We start from the raw sequence: 16,287 nt of genomic DNA, 5'->3' as shown, positions 1-16,287 counted from the left end.
CGCGGTCAGTCCTCGGATTCGGTGCGCACGCGCAATGTTCCACGGGCGAGCAGGTGCTGTGCGGACTGCGCGACCGGACGCATCGTGATCAGATCGAGGTTCACGTGGCCCGGAGCGTCGAGGGCGTAGCCGATGACGTCGGCGACGTCGTGGGCAGTGAGCGGAGCATCCACACCGGAGTACACCGACTCCGCGCCGAGTCGATCTCCGCGCAGGCGGTTGAGGGTGAACTCTTCGGTGTGCACCATGCCCGGGGCAACCTCGACGACGCGCAACGGCTCGCCGTTGAGTTCCTGACGCAGCACCTTGACGATCATCGACTGCGCGGCTTTCGCTGCGTTGTAGCCGGATCCGCCGGGGTACGCCGTCTGTGCTGCTGTGGAGGTGACGAAGATCAGGTCGCCATGACCGTCGGATACCGCAGCACGCCGCAACAGCGGCAGCATCCCGGCCACCAGCCGCTGGGTCGCGAGCACGTTGACGTCGAACATCCACTGCCAGTCATCGCTGTTGCCGTCTTCGACGCGATCGGTTCCGCGGGCGCCGCCAGCAACCTGTACGAGCGCGTGCACGGGCCCGGAAGCATCCAACTCGGCGATGAGGTCGGCCACCGCATCCGCGTCGGTCAGATCGCACGCGATCGCCGAAGCCCCGGTCTCCTCGACCAGCTGCTGCAAGCGATCCTGGCGTCTGGCGACGCCAATGACGTCCCAACCACGGGAGCGGAGCTCTCGCACGGTCGCCTCGCCGATCCCTGAACTTGCACCTGTCACGACTGCACGCCTGATCACCATGCATCAACCGTACGGCTTTTCCGCCGCGGCGCATGTTACGTAACATTTCCGGCGCGTTGTTGCGCAGCACGGCGTTACGTACTCTTCATGAAGCGGCATCCGCCGTCCTGACCTCTATCCGATCCAGGGAGAACCTCATGTCCGCAGCTGAAACCTGGCGTTTCGAGACCAAGCAGATCCACTCGGGCGCCGCACCCGACCCGGTCACGAAGGCACGTGCCACACCGATCTACCAGACCACGTCGTACGTCTTCGACAATGCGGACCACGCTGCGAATCTGTTCGCGCTCGCTGAGTTCGGCAACATCTACACGCGCATTCAGAACCCCACCCAGGACGTGCTCGAGCAGCGCCTCGCCGCCCTCGAAGGCGGCACCGGTGCTCTCGTCCTCTCCAGCGGCCAGGCGGCATCGACGTTCGCTGTGCTGAACATCGCGCAGGCCGGCGATCACATCGTCTCTTCCAGCTCGATCTACGGCGGCACGTACAACCTTTTCAAGTACACCCTCGCCAAGCTCGGCATCGACGTCACGTTCGTCGAGAACCAGGACGACGCCGAAGAGTGGCGACAGGCCATCCGCCCGAACACCAAGCTGCTGTTCGCGGAGACCATCGGAAACCCGCGCATCAATGTGCTCGACATCCGCACCATCGCAGATATCGCTCACGCGGACGGCGTCCCGCTGATCGTCGACAACACGATCGCGACGCCGTACCTGCTGCGTCCGTTCGAGCATGGCGCTGACATCGTCGTCCACTCGGTGACGAAGTTCCTCGGCGGCCATGGCACCACCATCGGCGGCGCCATCATCGATGGCGGCACCTTCGAATGGTCTAAGAACGTTGAGAAGTTCCCGGGCTTGAGCGAGCCAGACCCCTCGTACCACGGCGCCAGCTACACCACCGCCGTCGGTGACTCGCTCGCGTACATCATCAAGGCTCGCGTGCAGCTGCTTCGTGACCTCGGATCGGCCATCTCCCCGCAGAGCGCGTGGAACCTCATCCAGGGCATCGAGACTCTCTCACTGCGCATCGAGCGCCACGTGCAGAACGCGCAGGAGATCGCCGAGTGGCTCGACAGCCGCGAGGACATCGCCTCGGTGAACTACTCGGGCCTGCCCGCGTCGCCGTGGTACGCCAAGGCCAACGAGTACCTCCCCAAGGGCGTCGGCGCTGTGCTGTCGTTCGAGCTCAAGGGCGGCGTCGAGGCAGGTCGTGAGTTCGTCAACAGCCTGTCGCTGTTCAGCCACCTCGCTAACATCGGCGACGTGCGCTCACTCGTCATCCACCCGGCATCCACCACGCACTCGCAGCTCTCGCCTGAGCAGCAGCTCACTGCCGGCGTCACGCCGGGCCTGGTGCGCCTGTCGGTAGGACTCGAGAACATCGACGACCTCAAGGCTGACCTCGACCAGGCACTCGCTGCCGCGCGCCGTGTGTCGGAGGCTGCTCGCGCCTAAGGCGTCCACAGCCCGCGCTGAGCGGTACTGGAAGAAGAACCCGGGTCGGTGCAACCGCTGACCCGGGTTCTTCCTCTTCACCGAGCAGATGGCACACGCCGGGGCGGACCAGACGCGTAACGTGCGCCCGGATGCCCCCTGAGCAGGCGACAATGGAGGCATGGACTGGCAGAGCACCTCCGAAGACACCGTGCCCTCGGCACGGGTGACGGCGGCGGATGCTCGTCTGCTGCGAGCGCGACCCCCTGTCACCGGAGCGTGGCGCGACGGCGACCCGGTCGGAGACCGCAAGTTCGTGGCATTCGGACCATTCCGCACCGAGAGCGGGCAGGAGTTGCCCAGCATCCGCGTGGCCTATGAGTCGTGGGGCGAGCTGAACGACACTCGCACCAACGCCATTCTTGTGCTGCATGCGCTCACCGGTGACAGCCACCTGCGCGGTGAAGCCGGCGCCGGGCATCCGACGGCCGGCTGGTGGGAAGACATCGTCGGACCCGGTGCGCCGCTAGACACCGATCGCTGGTGCGTCATCGCGCCGAACATGCTCGGCGGATGCCAGGGTTCCACCGGCCCCGCAAGCGTCGCCCCGAACGGTTATGAGTGGGCCTCGCGCTTTCCCTACCTCACGATCCGTGATCAGGTCGAAGCTCAAGTGCTGCTGGCGGATCAGCTGGGAATCGACAGCTGGGCGGCCGTGATCGGCGGTTCGATGGGCGGCATGCACGCACTGGAATGGGCTGTCACACATCCCGAGCGCGTTGAGCGTCTCGCGGTGCTGTCCTCTCCCCCGACGACCACGGCCGACCAGATCGCTCTGAACTCTGTGCAGATCGAGGCGATCCGCATCGATCCTCGATTCCAGGGCGGCGAGTACTACGATCTCAGCGACGGGGACGGCCCGCACCGCGGTCTCGCGTTGGCCCGCCGGATGGCGCTACTGAACTATCGCAGCCCGATCGAGTTGAACCAGCGCTTCCAACGCTCGTGGCAGTCCGGGGTGTCGCCGCTAGGCAGCGGCGGCCGCTTCGCCGTGGAGAGCTATATCGACTTCCACGGAAACAAGTTCACTCGCCGTTTCGATGCCAACAGCTATATCACCGTGGTCGAGGCGATGAACTCGCATGATGTCGGACGCGACCGTGGCGGTGTTGAGGAGGCCCTGCACACGGTCACCGCGACCACACTTGTCCTCGGCATCGACACGGACAGGCTGTTCCCGGTCGACGGGCAGCATCGCATCGCGCGCAGCATCCCGAACACCCTCGACGGCAACGAAGCGGTCGTGCTGGCCAGCGACTTCGGGCACGACGGTTTCCTCATCGAGACCGATGAGGTCGGCGCCCACCTGCGCCGGTTGCTCGCGGCGTGAGTCAGTCGCGCAGGTAGCTCCACGGCAGAGCTGCGGTCTCCAGCCGATGGCGGCCGGTGCCGCCCTCGGGGTGTACTGCATCGCCGCCCCAGACGAAGACTCCGCCGTCGATGATGTGCGTGGCGTAGAGCGAAGGTGCGGATGCTTGCGCCAACGCCGCCGCAACGCTCTCGCTCGACGCCAACTCATGCAGTGTCACCCACGTCGGCGGGAACAGGCGCAGCCGGCCCTCGGCGTGCAGCCGCAGCGCTTCAGGGGGTGTCAGCCAGCGCGATTCCTCTACTTCGTCGGGCGCAAGGACGAGCTCTCCCGCGGGCGCGGGCGCGAGGAAGAACCAGGTGCGTATGCGTTTTGGTGCTTCGGCCGGTGGTATCCAGCACGACAGCGTGACCAGGCGGGCTGGCCGAAGCCCCACTTCTTCTACACATTCGCGAATCGCTGCGACCGCGGCGATCTGCTGCTCCTCACCAGCGTCAGCGCGGTCGAGCTCTTCGACCACCCCGCCGGGGAAGACCCAGCCGCCGGCGAACGAGCCGTGGTCGGGTCGGCGAATCAGCAGAGTCTCCAGCCCGCCGGGTGAATCGCGCAGCAGTATCGCTGTCCCACCGACCGGCATCGTATCCATGGGATCACCCTACGCGTCACGGCGTTCGCCCCGAGGATTACGGTCGCCTCACCGTTTCCAGCCGGGACAGTATCGCGCCGTGCGGACGGCTACCCTGATCCGTGCGAGCGTGGGTAGCGAGGATCTCGAACCCGGCGCGCGCGAGTTCCTTCTTCAGGGCATCGACCGGCCAGAAGTAGGCGGTCACTATTGCATGGTCGAAGGGCTCGATCCGAGGGCCCTCGAAGAAGCCGAGCAGCAGCGTGCCGCCTGGGTGGAGGCAGCGCGCGAACTCTCCGATGATCGAGGGAACGCGCTCGGGCTCGGTATGGATGAGGGAGTACCAGCTCAGGATTCCGCCCAGAGAGCCGTCCTCCACAGGCAGCGACTCCAGGTCACCGACGCGGAAGAGCAGGTCCGGGAACCGGGCTGCCGCGCGCCCGACGAATTCGGGCACGAGGTCAAGCCCTTCGACCTCGACACCGTGGTCGCGGAGAAATGCCGTCCAGTGGCCGGGCCCGCTCCCCGCGTCGAGAGCACGGCCTCTGATCGTTGCAGCCCACTCGGAAATGACCCGGCGGTCCTCGGCGGCCATCGCCTCGACGGAGCCGAGGTACTCGGTGTACTCATCCGCTCGGGCCCCATAGCTGCTCCGGACCTTCTCGACAGCCATCAACCCTACGGCGTGCTGTCGCGCGCGGAGGAGATTTCATCGACCGCCTTCTCGAGCCGCTCGATCTTGCCGTCGATCTCGCCCTCATATCCTGCACGGATGTCGGCTTTCAGAACCAACGATATGCGTGAGCCGAACGGCTCCACCGCTTCGGTCGCCCGCTTGACGACGTCCATCACCGTGTCCCAGTCGGGGCCTTCAATCTCGGTGAACATGCTGGTGGTTCGGTGCGCGAGCCCCGATTCACGAACAACCTTCACGGCTGCTGCGACCGCGTCATGGACGGAACCGTCTTCGCGGCCGGTGCCAGAAGGAGCAACGGAGAATGCAACAAGCATCATGTACCTCTCAGATCAGGATCGGTGGGAAATAGGGCGAACAGGAACGCGCACGAGTGCCCGAACCGCAAGCACCAGCAGGACGACCACCAACACGTTGCGAACGGTCAGCAGCAACACCGGTAGCAGCTGGGTGCGCAATAATCCGTCGTAGGTCAGCGGATAGACCAGGCAGGTCAGCGCAGCCAGGCCGAGTACGATGCCGGCCGGCACGCCCGAGCGGGTGCGATCGAAGATGATCCACATGATCACCGGAACAATCAGCCATGTCTGGAACTGGGGCGAACCGACTTTGTTCGTCACGATCAGCACAAGTACCGCGGCCAGAGCGAGCGGCGGGAACAGCCGAGGAAACGACGCCCCGCGCATCGCTTTGACTGCCCCGATCCCGATGACGACGGCCAGCGCCAGCACCATCAGCGGGGTCAGCATCCAGGCGATGAACTCGACGCCCGGTGCGCCGATCTGGAACGTCAGAATGTCGAAGCTGTAATCAACGGATGCTGCGCCGAAATGCGCCATCCACATGAACGGTGTCGCGGCGACCGCTTCGATCTGCAGGCCGCGTCCGGTCTGCTCGGTCAGAAAACCGAACAGATGCTGGTCAGCACCGAGGAGGAACAGCACGACGATGATCGCTGCCGTGGTCGCTGCTGCGGTGAGGAGGATACGCATCCGATTCTTCGATGCCGCGACCGCCGCGAGCACAAGAGCCCCCGGCCAAATCTTGATCCAGGCGGCGAATGTGAGCACGATCGCGGCCGCGCCGGGGCGACGCACGAGCCACAGCCCGCCCACGACAGCCAGCGGCACCGTCACCGCATCGATGCGGTACATGGCGATCGGGCCGAACAGCGCCAGCGCTCCCGTCCAAAACCATCCCGCTGAGCGCCGCCGTGCGGAACCGGTGCGCCCGACGAGAAGGCCGAAGGCGACCGCATCCAGAGCTGTCACCAACACCGCCCAGCCGATCAGATATGCATCCACCGCCCCGACCACCCCGGTCAGCGGCCACGCGAGCATCTGTGTGAGCAGCATGGGCAGCAGCGCCGGTTGCGGGTATACCCACGACTCGGTGATCCCGACCACGGGCCCACCGCTGAGTGCCGCCTGGGACCACGGCTGATACACGATGACGACGTCGCCCATCGGCTGGCTCGGAAACACCCACCCCTGCCAGGCGACGAGAACATGCACGGCGAGGAACGTGCCCCACAGCAACAGTGTCCGCAACCTCACGAGAGCAGGTCCCCGATGGCAACGGGAAGAGCCTCTGCCACATCGAGCGCGACGATCGGGTGCCCGGTCTGACCATCAAGCGCCCCGGATGCTATGCGTGCCGCATATCCGTGCAACCATGCTCCGGCAGCGGCGAGCTCAGCGATCGGAGCCGCCGGCTTGCTGGCCAGGAGCGCGCCGAGCGCGCCGGCAAGCACGTCACCGGCGCCGGCCGTGGCCAACCAGCCCGGTGCGGACGCCACCGCGATGACAGCGTCGCCGGCTGCCGCCACGAGCGTTGTGGATCCCTTCACCAGCACGGTGCATCCCAGCGCTTCGGCGACTGCGGCCGCATCCGCCGCACGATCCCCGGATTCAGTCAGTTGGAGCTGCTCGCACAACCGAGCGAATTCCCCCGCGTGCGGAGTCACGAGTACGGGCGCAGCAGCTCCACGAACCAGATCCAGCGCGCCTGCATCAACGACGACGGGTGCCTGACCCGCCAGGATCTCGTGCAGCGCCTCGGTCTCCGCAGGAATACGCGTCGCAGCGTCGGTGCCGGACCCGATCACCCAGGCATCCACTCGGGTGCGTCCGATGTCCGGTGCCGCCACTGTCTCCGGTCGGCGGGCGATGACAGCGTCCGCTGCGCGCCCCGTCCCGACGAATCGAACGAATCCCGCACCTGCACGCCACGCTGCCTCAACACCCAGCACGGCAGCGCCCGGATAGGCATCCGTCCCCGTCCGAACAGCGACAACGCCCCGAGAGTACTTGTCGTCGCCAGCGCCGGGCACCCGCAGCAGGTGCGCGGTGTCAGCCCGGGACCACTCGCGCATATCGACCATAGCTTCCACGCTAGCGCGCCTGCCCGGTTGAGACGGCACTACGGTCGAAGGGTGAGTCTTCTCTTTTCCCCTCTCAGCATCCGTTCTGTCACCTTCCCGAACCGCCTCTGGGTCTCCCCGATGTGTATGTACAGCGCAATCGACGGCGTGGTGCAGGAATGGCATCACACCCACCTCACCCAGTTCGCCAGCGGTGGCGCCGGGCTCATCGTCGCCGAGGCATCCGCTGTCGTTCCCGAGGGCCGCATCTCCCCGCGCGATGCCGGGCTGTGGAACGATGCGCAGCGTGATGCGTGGGCGCCGATCGTTGCGGCGATTCATGCGCGTGGTGGACTCGCCGGAATCCAACTCGCCCACGCCGGCCGCAAAGCGTCCACGTGGTGGCCGTGGGCCGAGACGCAGGGATCAGTCGCGCATGCTGACGGCGGCTGGCAGACGGTCGCGCCGTCGGTCGTCGCCTTCGCCGGCTTCGATGAGCCGGCCGCGATGGATGCCGCGGGCATCGAGAGTCTTGTTGACAGCTTCCGCGCCGCTGCCCGACGCGCACTGGATGCCGGGTTCGACGTACTGGAGGTTCACGGCGCGCACGGGTATCTGCTGCACCAGTTCCTCTCCCCGCTGTCGAATCTGCGCACCGACGAATACGGCGGCTCGCTCGAAAACCGGGCACGGCTGCTCCTGCGCGTGGTTGATGCTGTGCGCGAAGAGGCCGGCAACGATGTGCCGCTCTTCGTCCGCATCTCAGCCACCGACCACGCCGATGGCGGCTTCCTCCCCGCGGAAGCGACCGCAGTGAGCACGTGGTTGCTCGAGCACGGAGCCGATCTCATCGACGTCTCCAGCGGCGGACTCGTGGCGCACCAGCAGATCGATGTGCATCCTGGCTATCAGGTGCCGCTTGCCGCGACGCTTCGCCAGAGCGGTGCGGTCCGGACGAGCGCTGTCGGACTCATCACCACGGGGCAGCAGGCCGAGCAGGTGCTTGCCGATGGCGCGGCTGATGCCGTCTTCGCCGGTCGGGAATGGCTACGGGATCCGCACTTCGGCCTGCGGGCCGCACACGAACTCGCAGCACCGGTCACGTGGCCGTCCCAGTACCTCCGCGCACGCTGGCGCTGACCTGCGGGGACACGCGCCCCGAGGGGCACGGGCGCATCAGCGCCCGTGCACCCGTCGAGTCGCGTCCTGGACCTCGCCGATGAGCTCTTCGAGGATGTCCTCCAGGAACAGCACCGCCGTCGTCTCACCCTGGGAGTTGCGCACCTTCGCGAGGTGCCGGCCGGCACGGCGCATGAGTGCAAGCACGTCTTCCAGGTCGGTGTCTTCCTGCACCGGCACCATGTGATGGATGCGCTTGGTCGGGATCGGTGCCACCGTCATCGTGGCGGCGTCCGCTCCTTCCGAGGCACGCAGGATGTCCTTGAGGTGCACATAACCGACCGGCACCTGCTGCTCATCCACGATCACGTAGCGGGAGAATCCGTATCGGGCGACGGCACGCTCAATGTCATCCGGTGTCGTGGTCTGCGGCAGCGTGACCAGATCACCGAGCGAGACGGCGACATCACGTGCCTTCTTATCGGTGAACTCCACGGCCTTGGCGACAGCACCAGAGGTATCTGAAAGCAGTCCCTCCCGACGCGACTGGGTGACGATCGTGGCCACCTCGTCGATCGTGAAGGTCGACGCCGCTTCGTTCTTCGGCTCGACCTTGAACAGCCGCAACACGCCATTGGCGGTCGTGTTCAGAACCCAGATCACCGGCATGAACACCTTCGACACCCATACCAGCGGTGGGGCGAGGATGAGCACCGCACGATCAGGTACCGAGAACGCCAGGTTCTTCGGCACCATTTCGCCGAACACCACGTGCAGGTACGAGACCAGCAGCAGTGCGATCGCGAAGCCGACGATGTCTACAACCGCATCCGGCCACCCGAGAGCGTGCATCGGCACACCGAGCAGATGGTGGATCGCGGGCTCTGAGACGTTCAGGATCAGCAATGAGCAGATCGTGATGCCGAGTTGGGACGTGGCGAGCATGAGCGTTGCATGCTCCATGGCAAACAGCGCAGTCTTAGCCGCCCGCGACCCCTGCTCAGCGCGGGGCTCGATCTGCGAGCGACGTGCCGAGATCACGGCGAACTCTGCGCCGACGAAAAAGGCGTTCGCGATGAGAAGTACGACGAGCCAGACGATTCCTGCCCAGTCGTTCATCGGGTCACCCCCTCGGCCGTGGCGTCAACCGGCACGGGCGTGTACCGGATGCGATCGACGCGGCGACCGTCCATCCGGATCACCTGCAGCACACCAGAGTCCAACGAGACCTCATCTCCGATCACGGGAACGCGCTCGAGAACACTCATCATGTAGCCGCCGACGGTGTCGTAGACATCTCCCTCGGGAACCTGGACTCCTGTGCTGCTGCGCAGCTCATCAGGACGCAGCTCCCCCGGAAACGCGATCGAGTCGCTGCTGCGAACGACGCCGGCACGGGTGCGGTCGTGTTCGTCTGAAACCTCTCCGACGATCTCCTCGATCAGATCCTCCAGAGTGACGATTCCGGCGGTTCCGCCGTACTCGTCAACGACGATGGCCATCTGGTAGCCCTTGGCACGCAACTCGGACACCAGCACATCGAGGTGCAGCGTCTCCGGTACTCGCAACGGATCCGTGGACAGCGCGCCCACCGGAACGTCCACGCGACGCTCCCGCGGCACCGAAACCGCCGCTTTCAGATGCACGACGCCGGTGATGTCGTCGAGGTCGTCCGAATACACCGGGAACCGGCTCAGGCCGGTGCGTCGGGCCAATTGAATGACGTCTTCGGCCGAATCTCCGGAGAAGATCGCGTGCATGCTGGGACGCGGAGTCATGACATCGCCCGCGGAGAGCCGGGCGAAGGTCAGACTGCGATCGAGCAGGCTGGCGGTGTCCGCCTCCAGCACACCGGCAAGCGCCGAACGGCGCACCAGTGAGGAGAGCTCTTCAGCGCTTCGTGCGCCGGACAGCTCTTCTTTCGGCTCAATGCCCATGCTGCGCAGCACCCCGTTGGCGCTGTTGTTGAGCATCACGATCGCCGGTTTGAACACCGCGGTGAAACCGGTCTGGAATGGGATGACCAGTTTGGCTGTCTGACGAGGCAGCGCGAGGGCGAAGTTCTTCGGAACGAGCTCGCCGAGAATCATCGACAGCACAGTGGCGACCACTATCGCAACGACGGTGGCGATAGGACGGACAGCACCTTCGGCGATGCCCCAGGTGATCAGCACCGGGCCGAGCAGATTGGAAAGCGCTGGCTCCATCGTGTAACCGGTCAACAGAGTCGTCAGCGTGATGCCCAGCTGCGCCGACGAAAGATGAGTCGACGTGTGTTTGAGAGCGGAGATCGTCAGCGCCAGCCGGCTTTCGCCGCGGGCCTGACGAGCTTCTAGCTCTGCACGATCAAGGTTGACGAGGGCGAACTCACTCGCAACGAATAAACCTGTTCCTACTGTGAGTAGGAGCCCCACGCCCAGCATGACGTAGTCCATCAGCTGCTTCCCTCCTCAGAGGAAGGCAACGGGCAGTGGGGCACAATACTACAACTGGGAGGGTCGTCCATGATGCTTAGATTCTACCGAACTTCTACCAGCTGACCGGCAGCGCCTTGCCCTCCTCGTAGCCCGCAGCCGATTGCCTGCCGACCAGCGCGCGTTCGTGAAACTCCGGCACAGACGCCGCTCCCGCGTAGGTGAACGACGAACGCACCCCGGAGGTGATCATGTCGAGCAGATCCTCCACACCCGGGCGCAGCGGGTCGAGGTAGATCTTCGAGGAGGAGATCCCCTCTGCGAACAACTCCTTGCGTGCGCGCTCGTAGGCGTCGAGCCGGCCGAACCGCGCTTGCACCGCTTTCGTGGATGCCATCCCCCACGACTCCTTGTAGATGCGCCCCTCGGCGTCAGCAAGCAGCTCACCGGGAGCCTCGATCGTTCCGGCGAACCAGGAGCCGATCATCACGGATGCGGCTCCCGCCGCCAGTGCCAGCGCGACGTCGCGCGGATAGCGCACTCCCCCGTCTGCCCAGACGTGTGCTCCGTGGGAGCGCGCAGCCTCTGCGGTTTCGAGCACGGCCGAGAATTGTGGTCGTCCCACCGCGGTCATCATCCGCGTGGTGCACATCGCGCCGGGACCGACGCCGACTTTCAGAATGGATGCCCCGGCGTCGACGAGATCGTGCACCCCGTCGGCGGTGACGATGTTGCCGGCCACGATCGGGATACCGAGATTCAGCGCGGCGACGGTGCGAAGCGCACGCAGCATCCCGTCCTGGTGCCCGTGCGCAGTGTCGAGGACGAGCACGTCGACGCCCGCTTCTGCCAGCGCTGTCGCCTTTGCGGCGACGTCGCCGTTGATCCCGACGGCGGCACCGACAGCGAGTCGACCGTCCGCGTCGACGGCTGGCGCATACAGCGTTGATCTCAGGGCGCTGCGCGCGCTGAGCGTTCCGACCAAGCGGCCATGATCGACGACCGCGACCACCTCCGCGCCCGTTTCGGTGATGACGTCGAATGCTGAACGCGCATCCGTGATGTCCTCAGCATCCAGAGCAGGCGTGCCGGTGTGCACAAGATCGCCCAACTGCGCATCGGGCAGGGCGGTTGCCAGCCGGGTGGCTGGCAGGATGCCGCGGATCGCGGATGTTTCCACGGTCGCGCCCCTTTCGGCGACGACGATGCCGTGCCCGACAGCAGGCGGCACCAGGCGCAGCGCATCAGCGGCCGTGGCTGAAGGTGGGAGCACGAGCGGGCTGTCCCATGCCACCGGCTGCGCCTTGACGTTGCGGATCGCAGCGTCCAGATCCTGCAACGGCATGTCCTGCGGAAGGATGCCCAGACCACCGCGCCGCGCAAGCACCGCAGCCAGCCGGGGACCGGTCACGGAGTTCATGTTCGAGGCGACCAGCGGCAACGTCGCAGGCGTGCCGTCGTGCGGTGAGAGATCCACGGAAAGCCGGCTGGTGATGTCCGAGTGCCGCGGCACCAGAAAGACATCTGAGTATGTGAGATCGACCTGAGGCTGCTCGCTGACGAACTTCATACCCCCACGGTATCTTTCCAAGCAGCGAAACGGGCGAGTCTACGCGCGTATTCACATGCCAGAACACGTTAGGCTAGTACACGCGATGCATCGTTCCGGACGTTTCGGACTCGAGCATGAGACACAGCTTCAGCGATGAAAGAGGGCGATAACGCGTGGCGAACCAGGTGGCCGGCGTCGGGGGTTCAGACGACGGAGATTTCGGAGCCAATTCGTGGCTCGTCGACGAACTCTACGAACAGTTCAAAGTTGATCGCAACTCCGTCGACAAGGAGTGGTGGCCGATCCTGGAGAACTACAAGCCCGCCAGCGCGGCGGCTCCGCCCGCTTCGACGACGCCTTCGAGCACGTCCGCAGCCGCAGCCGAGCACCCCGTGACTGCACCGATCCCCGTGATCGGTCTGCAGCCGGTGGCGCGCACCACGGCGAAGCCCGCAGCGCCGGCACCGATCCCTGCCCAGGCTCCCAAGCCAACGGCCAAGGCCGCTGCCGAGGAATCGGCCGACGAGGACAAGGCCACTCCGCTTCGCGGCATGTCCAAGACCCTCGCGGCGAACATGGACCAGTCGCTCACCGTTCCGACAGCGACCAGTGTGCGCACGATCCCGGCGAAGCTGCTGATCGACAACCGCATCGTCATCAACAACCACATGTCGCGCTCGCGCGGCGGCAAGGTCAGCTTCACCCACCTCATCGGCTGGGCGCTGATCCAGACGTTGAAGGAGTTCCCAAGCCAGAACGTCTTCTACGCCGAGATCGACGGCAAGCCCTCTGTGGTCGCTCCCGCGCATGTCAACCTCGGCATCGCGATCGACATTCCCAAGCCTGACGGCACCCGTGCACTGATGGTGCCGAGCATCAAGCGCTCAGACACGCTGACGTTCACCGAATACCTCGCGGCCTACGAAGACCTCGTCACCCGCGCTCGAAACAACAAGCTGACCGCCGGCGACTTTGCCGGCACCACGGTCTCGCTCACGAACCCGGGCGGCATCGGCACCGTGCACTCCGTGCCGCGTCTGATGAAGGGCCAGGGCTGCATCATCGGCGCCGGCGCTTTGGACTACCCGGCAGAGTTCCAGGGCGCGAGCGCCAAGACACTGTCCGAGCTCGGCATCGGCAAGACCATCACGCTCACCAGCACCTACGACCACCGTGTCATCCAGGGTGCCGGGTCTGGCGAGTTCCTGAAGAAGGCGCACGAGCTGCTGATCGGTCAGCGCGGCTTCTACGACGACATCTTCGCTGCGCTGCGCATTCCGTACGCGCCGATCCGTTGGAACCCCGATATCGCCGTTGACCTCGCTGAGCGCGTCGACAAGCAGTCGCGGGTGCAGGAGCTCATCAATTCGTACCGCGTCCGCGGTCACCTGATGGCCGACATCGACCCACTCGAGTACGTGCAGCGTTCGCACCCCGACCTCGAGATCGAAAGCCACGGCCTGACGTTCTGGGATCTGGACCGCGAGTTTGTCACCGGCGGTTTCGGCGGTAAGCGCGTCATGAAGCTGCGCGACATCCTGGGCGTTCTTCGCGACTCGTACTGCCGCACGCTCGGCATCGAGTACATGCACATTCAGGATCCGGAGCAGCGCCGCTGGTTCCAGGAGAAGCTCGAGGTCAAGTACCAGAAGCCCGGCCACGCCGAGCAGCTGCGGGTCTTGCGCAAGCTCAACGAGGCTGAAGCGTTCGAGACCTTCCTGCAGACGAAGTTCGTCGGCCAGAAGCGCTTCTCCCTCGAGGGCGGCGAATCGCTGATCCCCCTGCTGGATGAGATCCTCCAGGGCGCAGCCGCGGCTTCCCTCGACGGTGCGGCGATCGGTATGGCACACCGCGGCCGACTGAACGTGCTCACCAACATCGCCGGCAAGACCTACGGTCATGTGTTCCGCGAGTTCGAAGGCATCCAGACTCCGGGCAACCAGCGCGGCTCTGGCGATGTGAAGTACCACCTCGGCACCGAGGGCACATTCGTCTCGGACGACAACTCCGAGCTGCCCATCTACCTCGCAGCGAACCCCTCGCACCTCGAGACTGTCGACGGCGTGCTCGAGGGCATCGTCCGCGCGAAGCAGGACCGCAAGCCCATCGGCACGTTCTCCTGGCTGCCGATCCTGGTGCACGGTGATGCCGCGTTCTCCGGGCAGGGCGTCGTCGTCGAGACGATGCAGATGTCGCAGCTGCGCGGTTACCGCACCGGGGGCACGATCCACGTGGTCGTCAACAACCAGGTCGGTTTCACCACGACGCCGACGGATGCCCGCACCTCGGTCTACGCGACCGACGTCGCCAAGACCATCCAGGCGCCGATCTTCCATGTCAACGGCGATGACCCCGAGTCGGTCATCCGCGTTGCTCAGCTCGCGTTCGAGTACCGTGAGCGCTTCCACAGCGACGTCGTCATCGATCTCGTCTGCTACCGCCGCCGCGGTCACAACGAGGGCGATGACCCGTCGATGACGCAGCCCCTGATGACCGACCTCATCCAGGCGAAGCGTTCGGTTCGCAAGCTCTACACCGAGGCGCTCGTCGGTCGCGGTGACATCACCCAAGAAGAGTACGAGCAGGCGAAGGACGACTTCCAAGGCCGTCTGGAGGTCGCGTTCGCTGAGACGCACGCTGCGGAGACCGGCGCAACGCCGATCGCTCCGGAACTCACGTCCTCGAACGAGGTCGTCGGCGAGCCCGAGGTCACCGGCATCTCGCCAGAGATCGTCTCGCTGATCGCGGAAGCATTCGCGAACAAGCCAGAGGGCTTCACCGTTCACCCGAAGATCCAGCAGCTGCTCGACAAGCGCGTCGAGATGACGCGCAGCGGCAACATCGACTGGGGCTTCGGCGAACTGCTCGCATTCGGGTCGCTGCTGGCTGAGGGTACCCCGGTGCGCCTGGCCGGCCAGGACTCGCGCCGTGGCACGTTCGTGCAGCGCCACGCAGTCATGCACGACCGCGCCAACGGGCAGGAATGGCTGCCGCTGTCGAACATCTCGGAGAGCCAGGGGCGATTCTTCGTCTATGACTCGCTGCTGAGCGAGTACGCGGCGCTGGGCTACGAGTACGGGTACTCGGTTGAGGCTCCAGAAGCTCTCGTGCTCTGGGAAGCGCAGTTCGGTGACTTCGCGAACACCGCCCAGGCCGTCATCGACGAGTACATCTCCTCAGCCGAGCAGAAGTGGGGCCAGCAGTCCGGCGTCACGCTCCTGCTGCCGCACGGGTACGAGGGCCAGGGCCCGGATCACTCCTCGGCACGCATCGAGCGTTTCCTGCAGCTGTGCGCTCAGGAGAACATGATCGTTGCCCGTCCGTCGACGCCGGCTTCGTACTTCCACCTGCTGCGCCGTCAGGCGTACGCTCGTCCGCGCAAGCCGCTCATCGTCTTCACGCCGAAGGCCATGCTGCGTCTGCGCGGTGCGACCAGCAGCGTCGAGGACTTCACCCAGGGTCGTTTCCAGCCCGTGATCGACGACAATCGCGGTGTAGACCCCGCGGCCGTCAAGCGTGTGCTCGTACACTCCGGCAAGGTGCACTGGGATCTGCGCAGCGAGCTGGAGAAGAACCCGAACCCGGAGATCGCGCTGGTGCGGCTGGAGCAGCTGTACCCGACGCCGATCGATGCGCTAAAGGCAATCACCGACTCGTACCCGAACGCGGAGCTCGTCTGGGTTCAGGAGGAGCCGGAGAACCAGGGCGCATGGCCGTTCCTCGCTCTCGCCTTCGCCGATGTTCCCGGTGACCGGCAGTTCCGGACCGTTGCACGCACGGCATCCGCTTCTCCGGCGAGTGGCTCCTCCAAGGTGCACGCCGTCGAGCAGGCAGATCTGCTCAAGCGTGCCCTCACGATGGACTGATCATGGCCTGATCATGACTTGATCGCACGAACCCCGTAGCGCCGCAGATCCTG

13 protein-coding genes are annotated in these 16,287 nt (G+C 65.5%); 4 read left to right on the top strand and 9 right to left on the bottom strand.

The genetic code is table 11. The features are described from left to right. Positions 1–5: 5 nt before the first annotated feature. Positions 6–794: an SDR family oxidoreductase gene (locus ACW5CM_RS04575; protein ID WP_438253583.1), complete on the bottom strand. Its 789-nt coding sequence runs from the start codon at positions 792–794 to the stop codon at positions 6–8. Positions 795–931: 137 nt separating this feature from the next. On the opposite strand from ACW5CM_RS04575, the gene ACW5CM_RS04570 reads away from it, so the two are divergent. Together ACW5CM_RS04570 and metX are read left to right on the top strand one after the other, a co-directional pair. Continuing rightward, a complete protein-coding gene (locus ACW5CM_RS04570) occupies positions 932–2,254 on the top strand; it encodes a bifunctional o-acetylhomoserine/o-acetylserine sulfhydrylase (RefSeq protein ID WP_438253582.1) in 1,323 nt (440 codons plus the stop codon). A 160-nt stretch (positions 2,255–2,414) separates the two neighbouring features. Beyond that, positions 2,415–3,623, top strand: coding sequence for a homoserine O-acetyltransferase MetX (metX, locus tag ACW5CM_RS04565; protein WP_457124299.1), 1,209 nt, complete (start codon positions 2,415–2,417; stop codon positions 3,621–3,623). A 1-nt stretch (position 3,624) separates the two neighbouring features. Here metX and ACW5CM_RS04560 read toward each other — a convergent pair whose 3' ends face one another. The 5 genes from ACW5CM_RS04560 to ACW5CM_RS04540 are packed head-to-tail and all read right to left on the bottom strand — an operon-like array spanning position 3,625 to position 7,304. Then, positions 3,625–4,248, bottom strand: coding sequence for an NUDIX hydrolase (locus ACW5CM_RS04560; RefSeq protein WP_457124298.1), 624 nt, complete (start codon positions 4,246–4,248; stop codon positions 3,625–3,627). Positions 4,249–4,285: 37 nt separating this feature from the next. Continuing rightward, positions 4,286–4,900 carry a class I SAM-dependent methyltransferase gene (locus ACW5CM_RS04555; protein WP_457124297.1) on the bottom strand — a complete coding sequence of 205 codons (615 nt, stop codon included), beginning with the start codon at positions 4,898–4,900 and terminating at the stop codon, positions 4,286–4,288. Between the two features lie 5 nt (positions 4,901–4,905). Further along, positions 4,906–5,238, bottom strand: coding sequence for a thiamine-binding protein (locus ACW5CM_RS04550; RefSeq protein ID WP_438253710.1), 333 nt, complete (start codon positions 5,236–5,238; stop codon positions 4,906–4,908). A 15-nt stretch (positions 5,239–5,253) separates the two neighbouring features. Next, on the bottom strand, positions 5,254–6,477 hold the full coding sequence (locus tag ACW5CM_RS04545; protein ID WP_457124296.1) for a hypothetical protein: 1,224 nt from the start codon (positions 6,475–6,477) through the stop codon (positions 5,254–5,256). Then, the gene (locus tag ACW5CM_RS04540; protein ID WP_457124295.1) at positions 6,474–7,304 is read right to left on the bottom strand and encodes an ADP-dependent NAD(P)H-hydrate dehydratase; all 831 of its coding nucleotides are present in this window, start codon (positions 7,302–7,304) and stop codon (positions 6,474–6,476) included. The genes ACW5CM_RS04545 and ACW5CM_RS04540 overlap by 4 nt, the downstream gene beginning before the upstream one ends. A gap of 51 nt (positions 7,305–7,355) precedes the next feature. Between ACW5CM_RS04540 and ACW5CM_RS04535 the strand changes: the two genes are divergently transcribed. Beyond that, positions 7,356–8,423: an NADH:flavin oxidoreductase/NADH oxidase gene (locus ACW5CM_RS04535; RefSeq protein WP_457124294.1), complete on the top strand. Its 1,068-nt coding sequence runs from the start codon at positions 7,356–7,358 to the stop codon at positions 8,421–8,423. 36 nt (positions 8,424–8,459) lie between these two features. Here the strand turns inward: ACW5CM_RS04535 and ACW5CM_RS04530 are convergent, their stop codons facing one another. The 3 genes from ACW5CM_RS04530 to guaB1 form a co-directional block, all read right to left on the bottom strand. After that, a complete protein-coding gene (locus ACW5CM_RS04530) occupies positions 8,460–9,521 on the bottom strand; it encodes a hemolysin family protein (protein WP_457124293.1) in 1,062 nt (353 codons plus the stop codon). Further along, on the bottom strand, positions 9,518–10,837 hold the full coding sequence (locus tag ACW5CM_RS04525) for a hemolysin family protein (protein ID WP_457124292.1): 1,320 nt from the start codon (positions 10,835–10,837) through the stop codon (positions 9,518–9,520). The genes ACW5CM_RS04530 and ACW5CM_RS04525 overlap by 4 nt, the downstream gene beginning before the upstream one ends. A 94-nt stretch (positions 10,838–10,931) precedes the next feature. Then, the gene (guaB1, locus tag ACW5CM_RS04520; protein ID WP_438253573.1) at positions 10,932–12,386 is read right to left on the bottom strand and encodes a GMP reductase; all 1,455 of its coding nucleotides are present in this window, start codon (positions 12,384–12,386) and stop codon (positions 10,932–10,934) included. A 155-nt stretch (positions 12,387–12,541) separates the two neighbouring features. On the opposite strand from guaB1, the gene ACW5CM_RS04515 reads away from it, so the two are divergent. Further along, positions 12,542–16,234, top strand: a complete 3,693-nt coding sequence (locus tag ACW5CM_RS04515; protein ID WP_439254832.1) for a multifunctional oxoglutarate decarboxylase/oxoglutarate dehydrogenase thiamine pyrophosphate-binding subunit/dihydrolipoyllysine-residue succinyltransferase subunit — start codon at positions 12,542–12,544, stop codon at positions 16,232–16,234. Positions 16,235–16,287 lie beyond the last annotated feature (53 nt).

Source organism: Microbacterium wangyouchuni (genome assembly GCF_054072595.1).
This window is presented reverse-complemented; position numbering and strand designations above follow the sequence as displayed.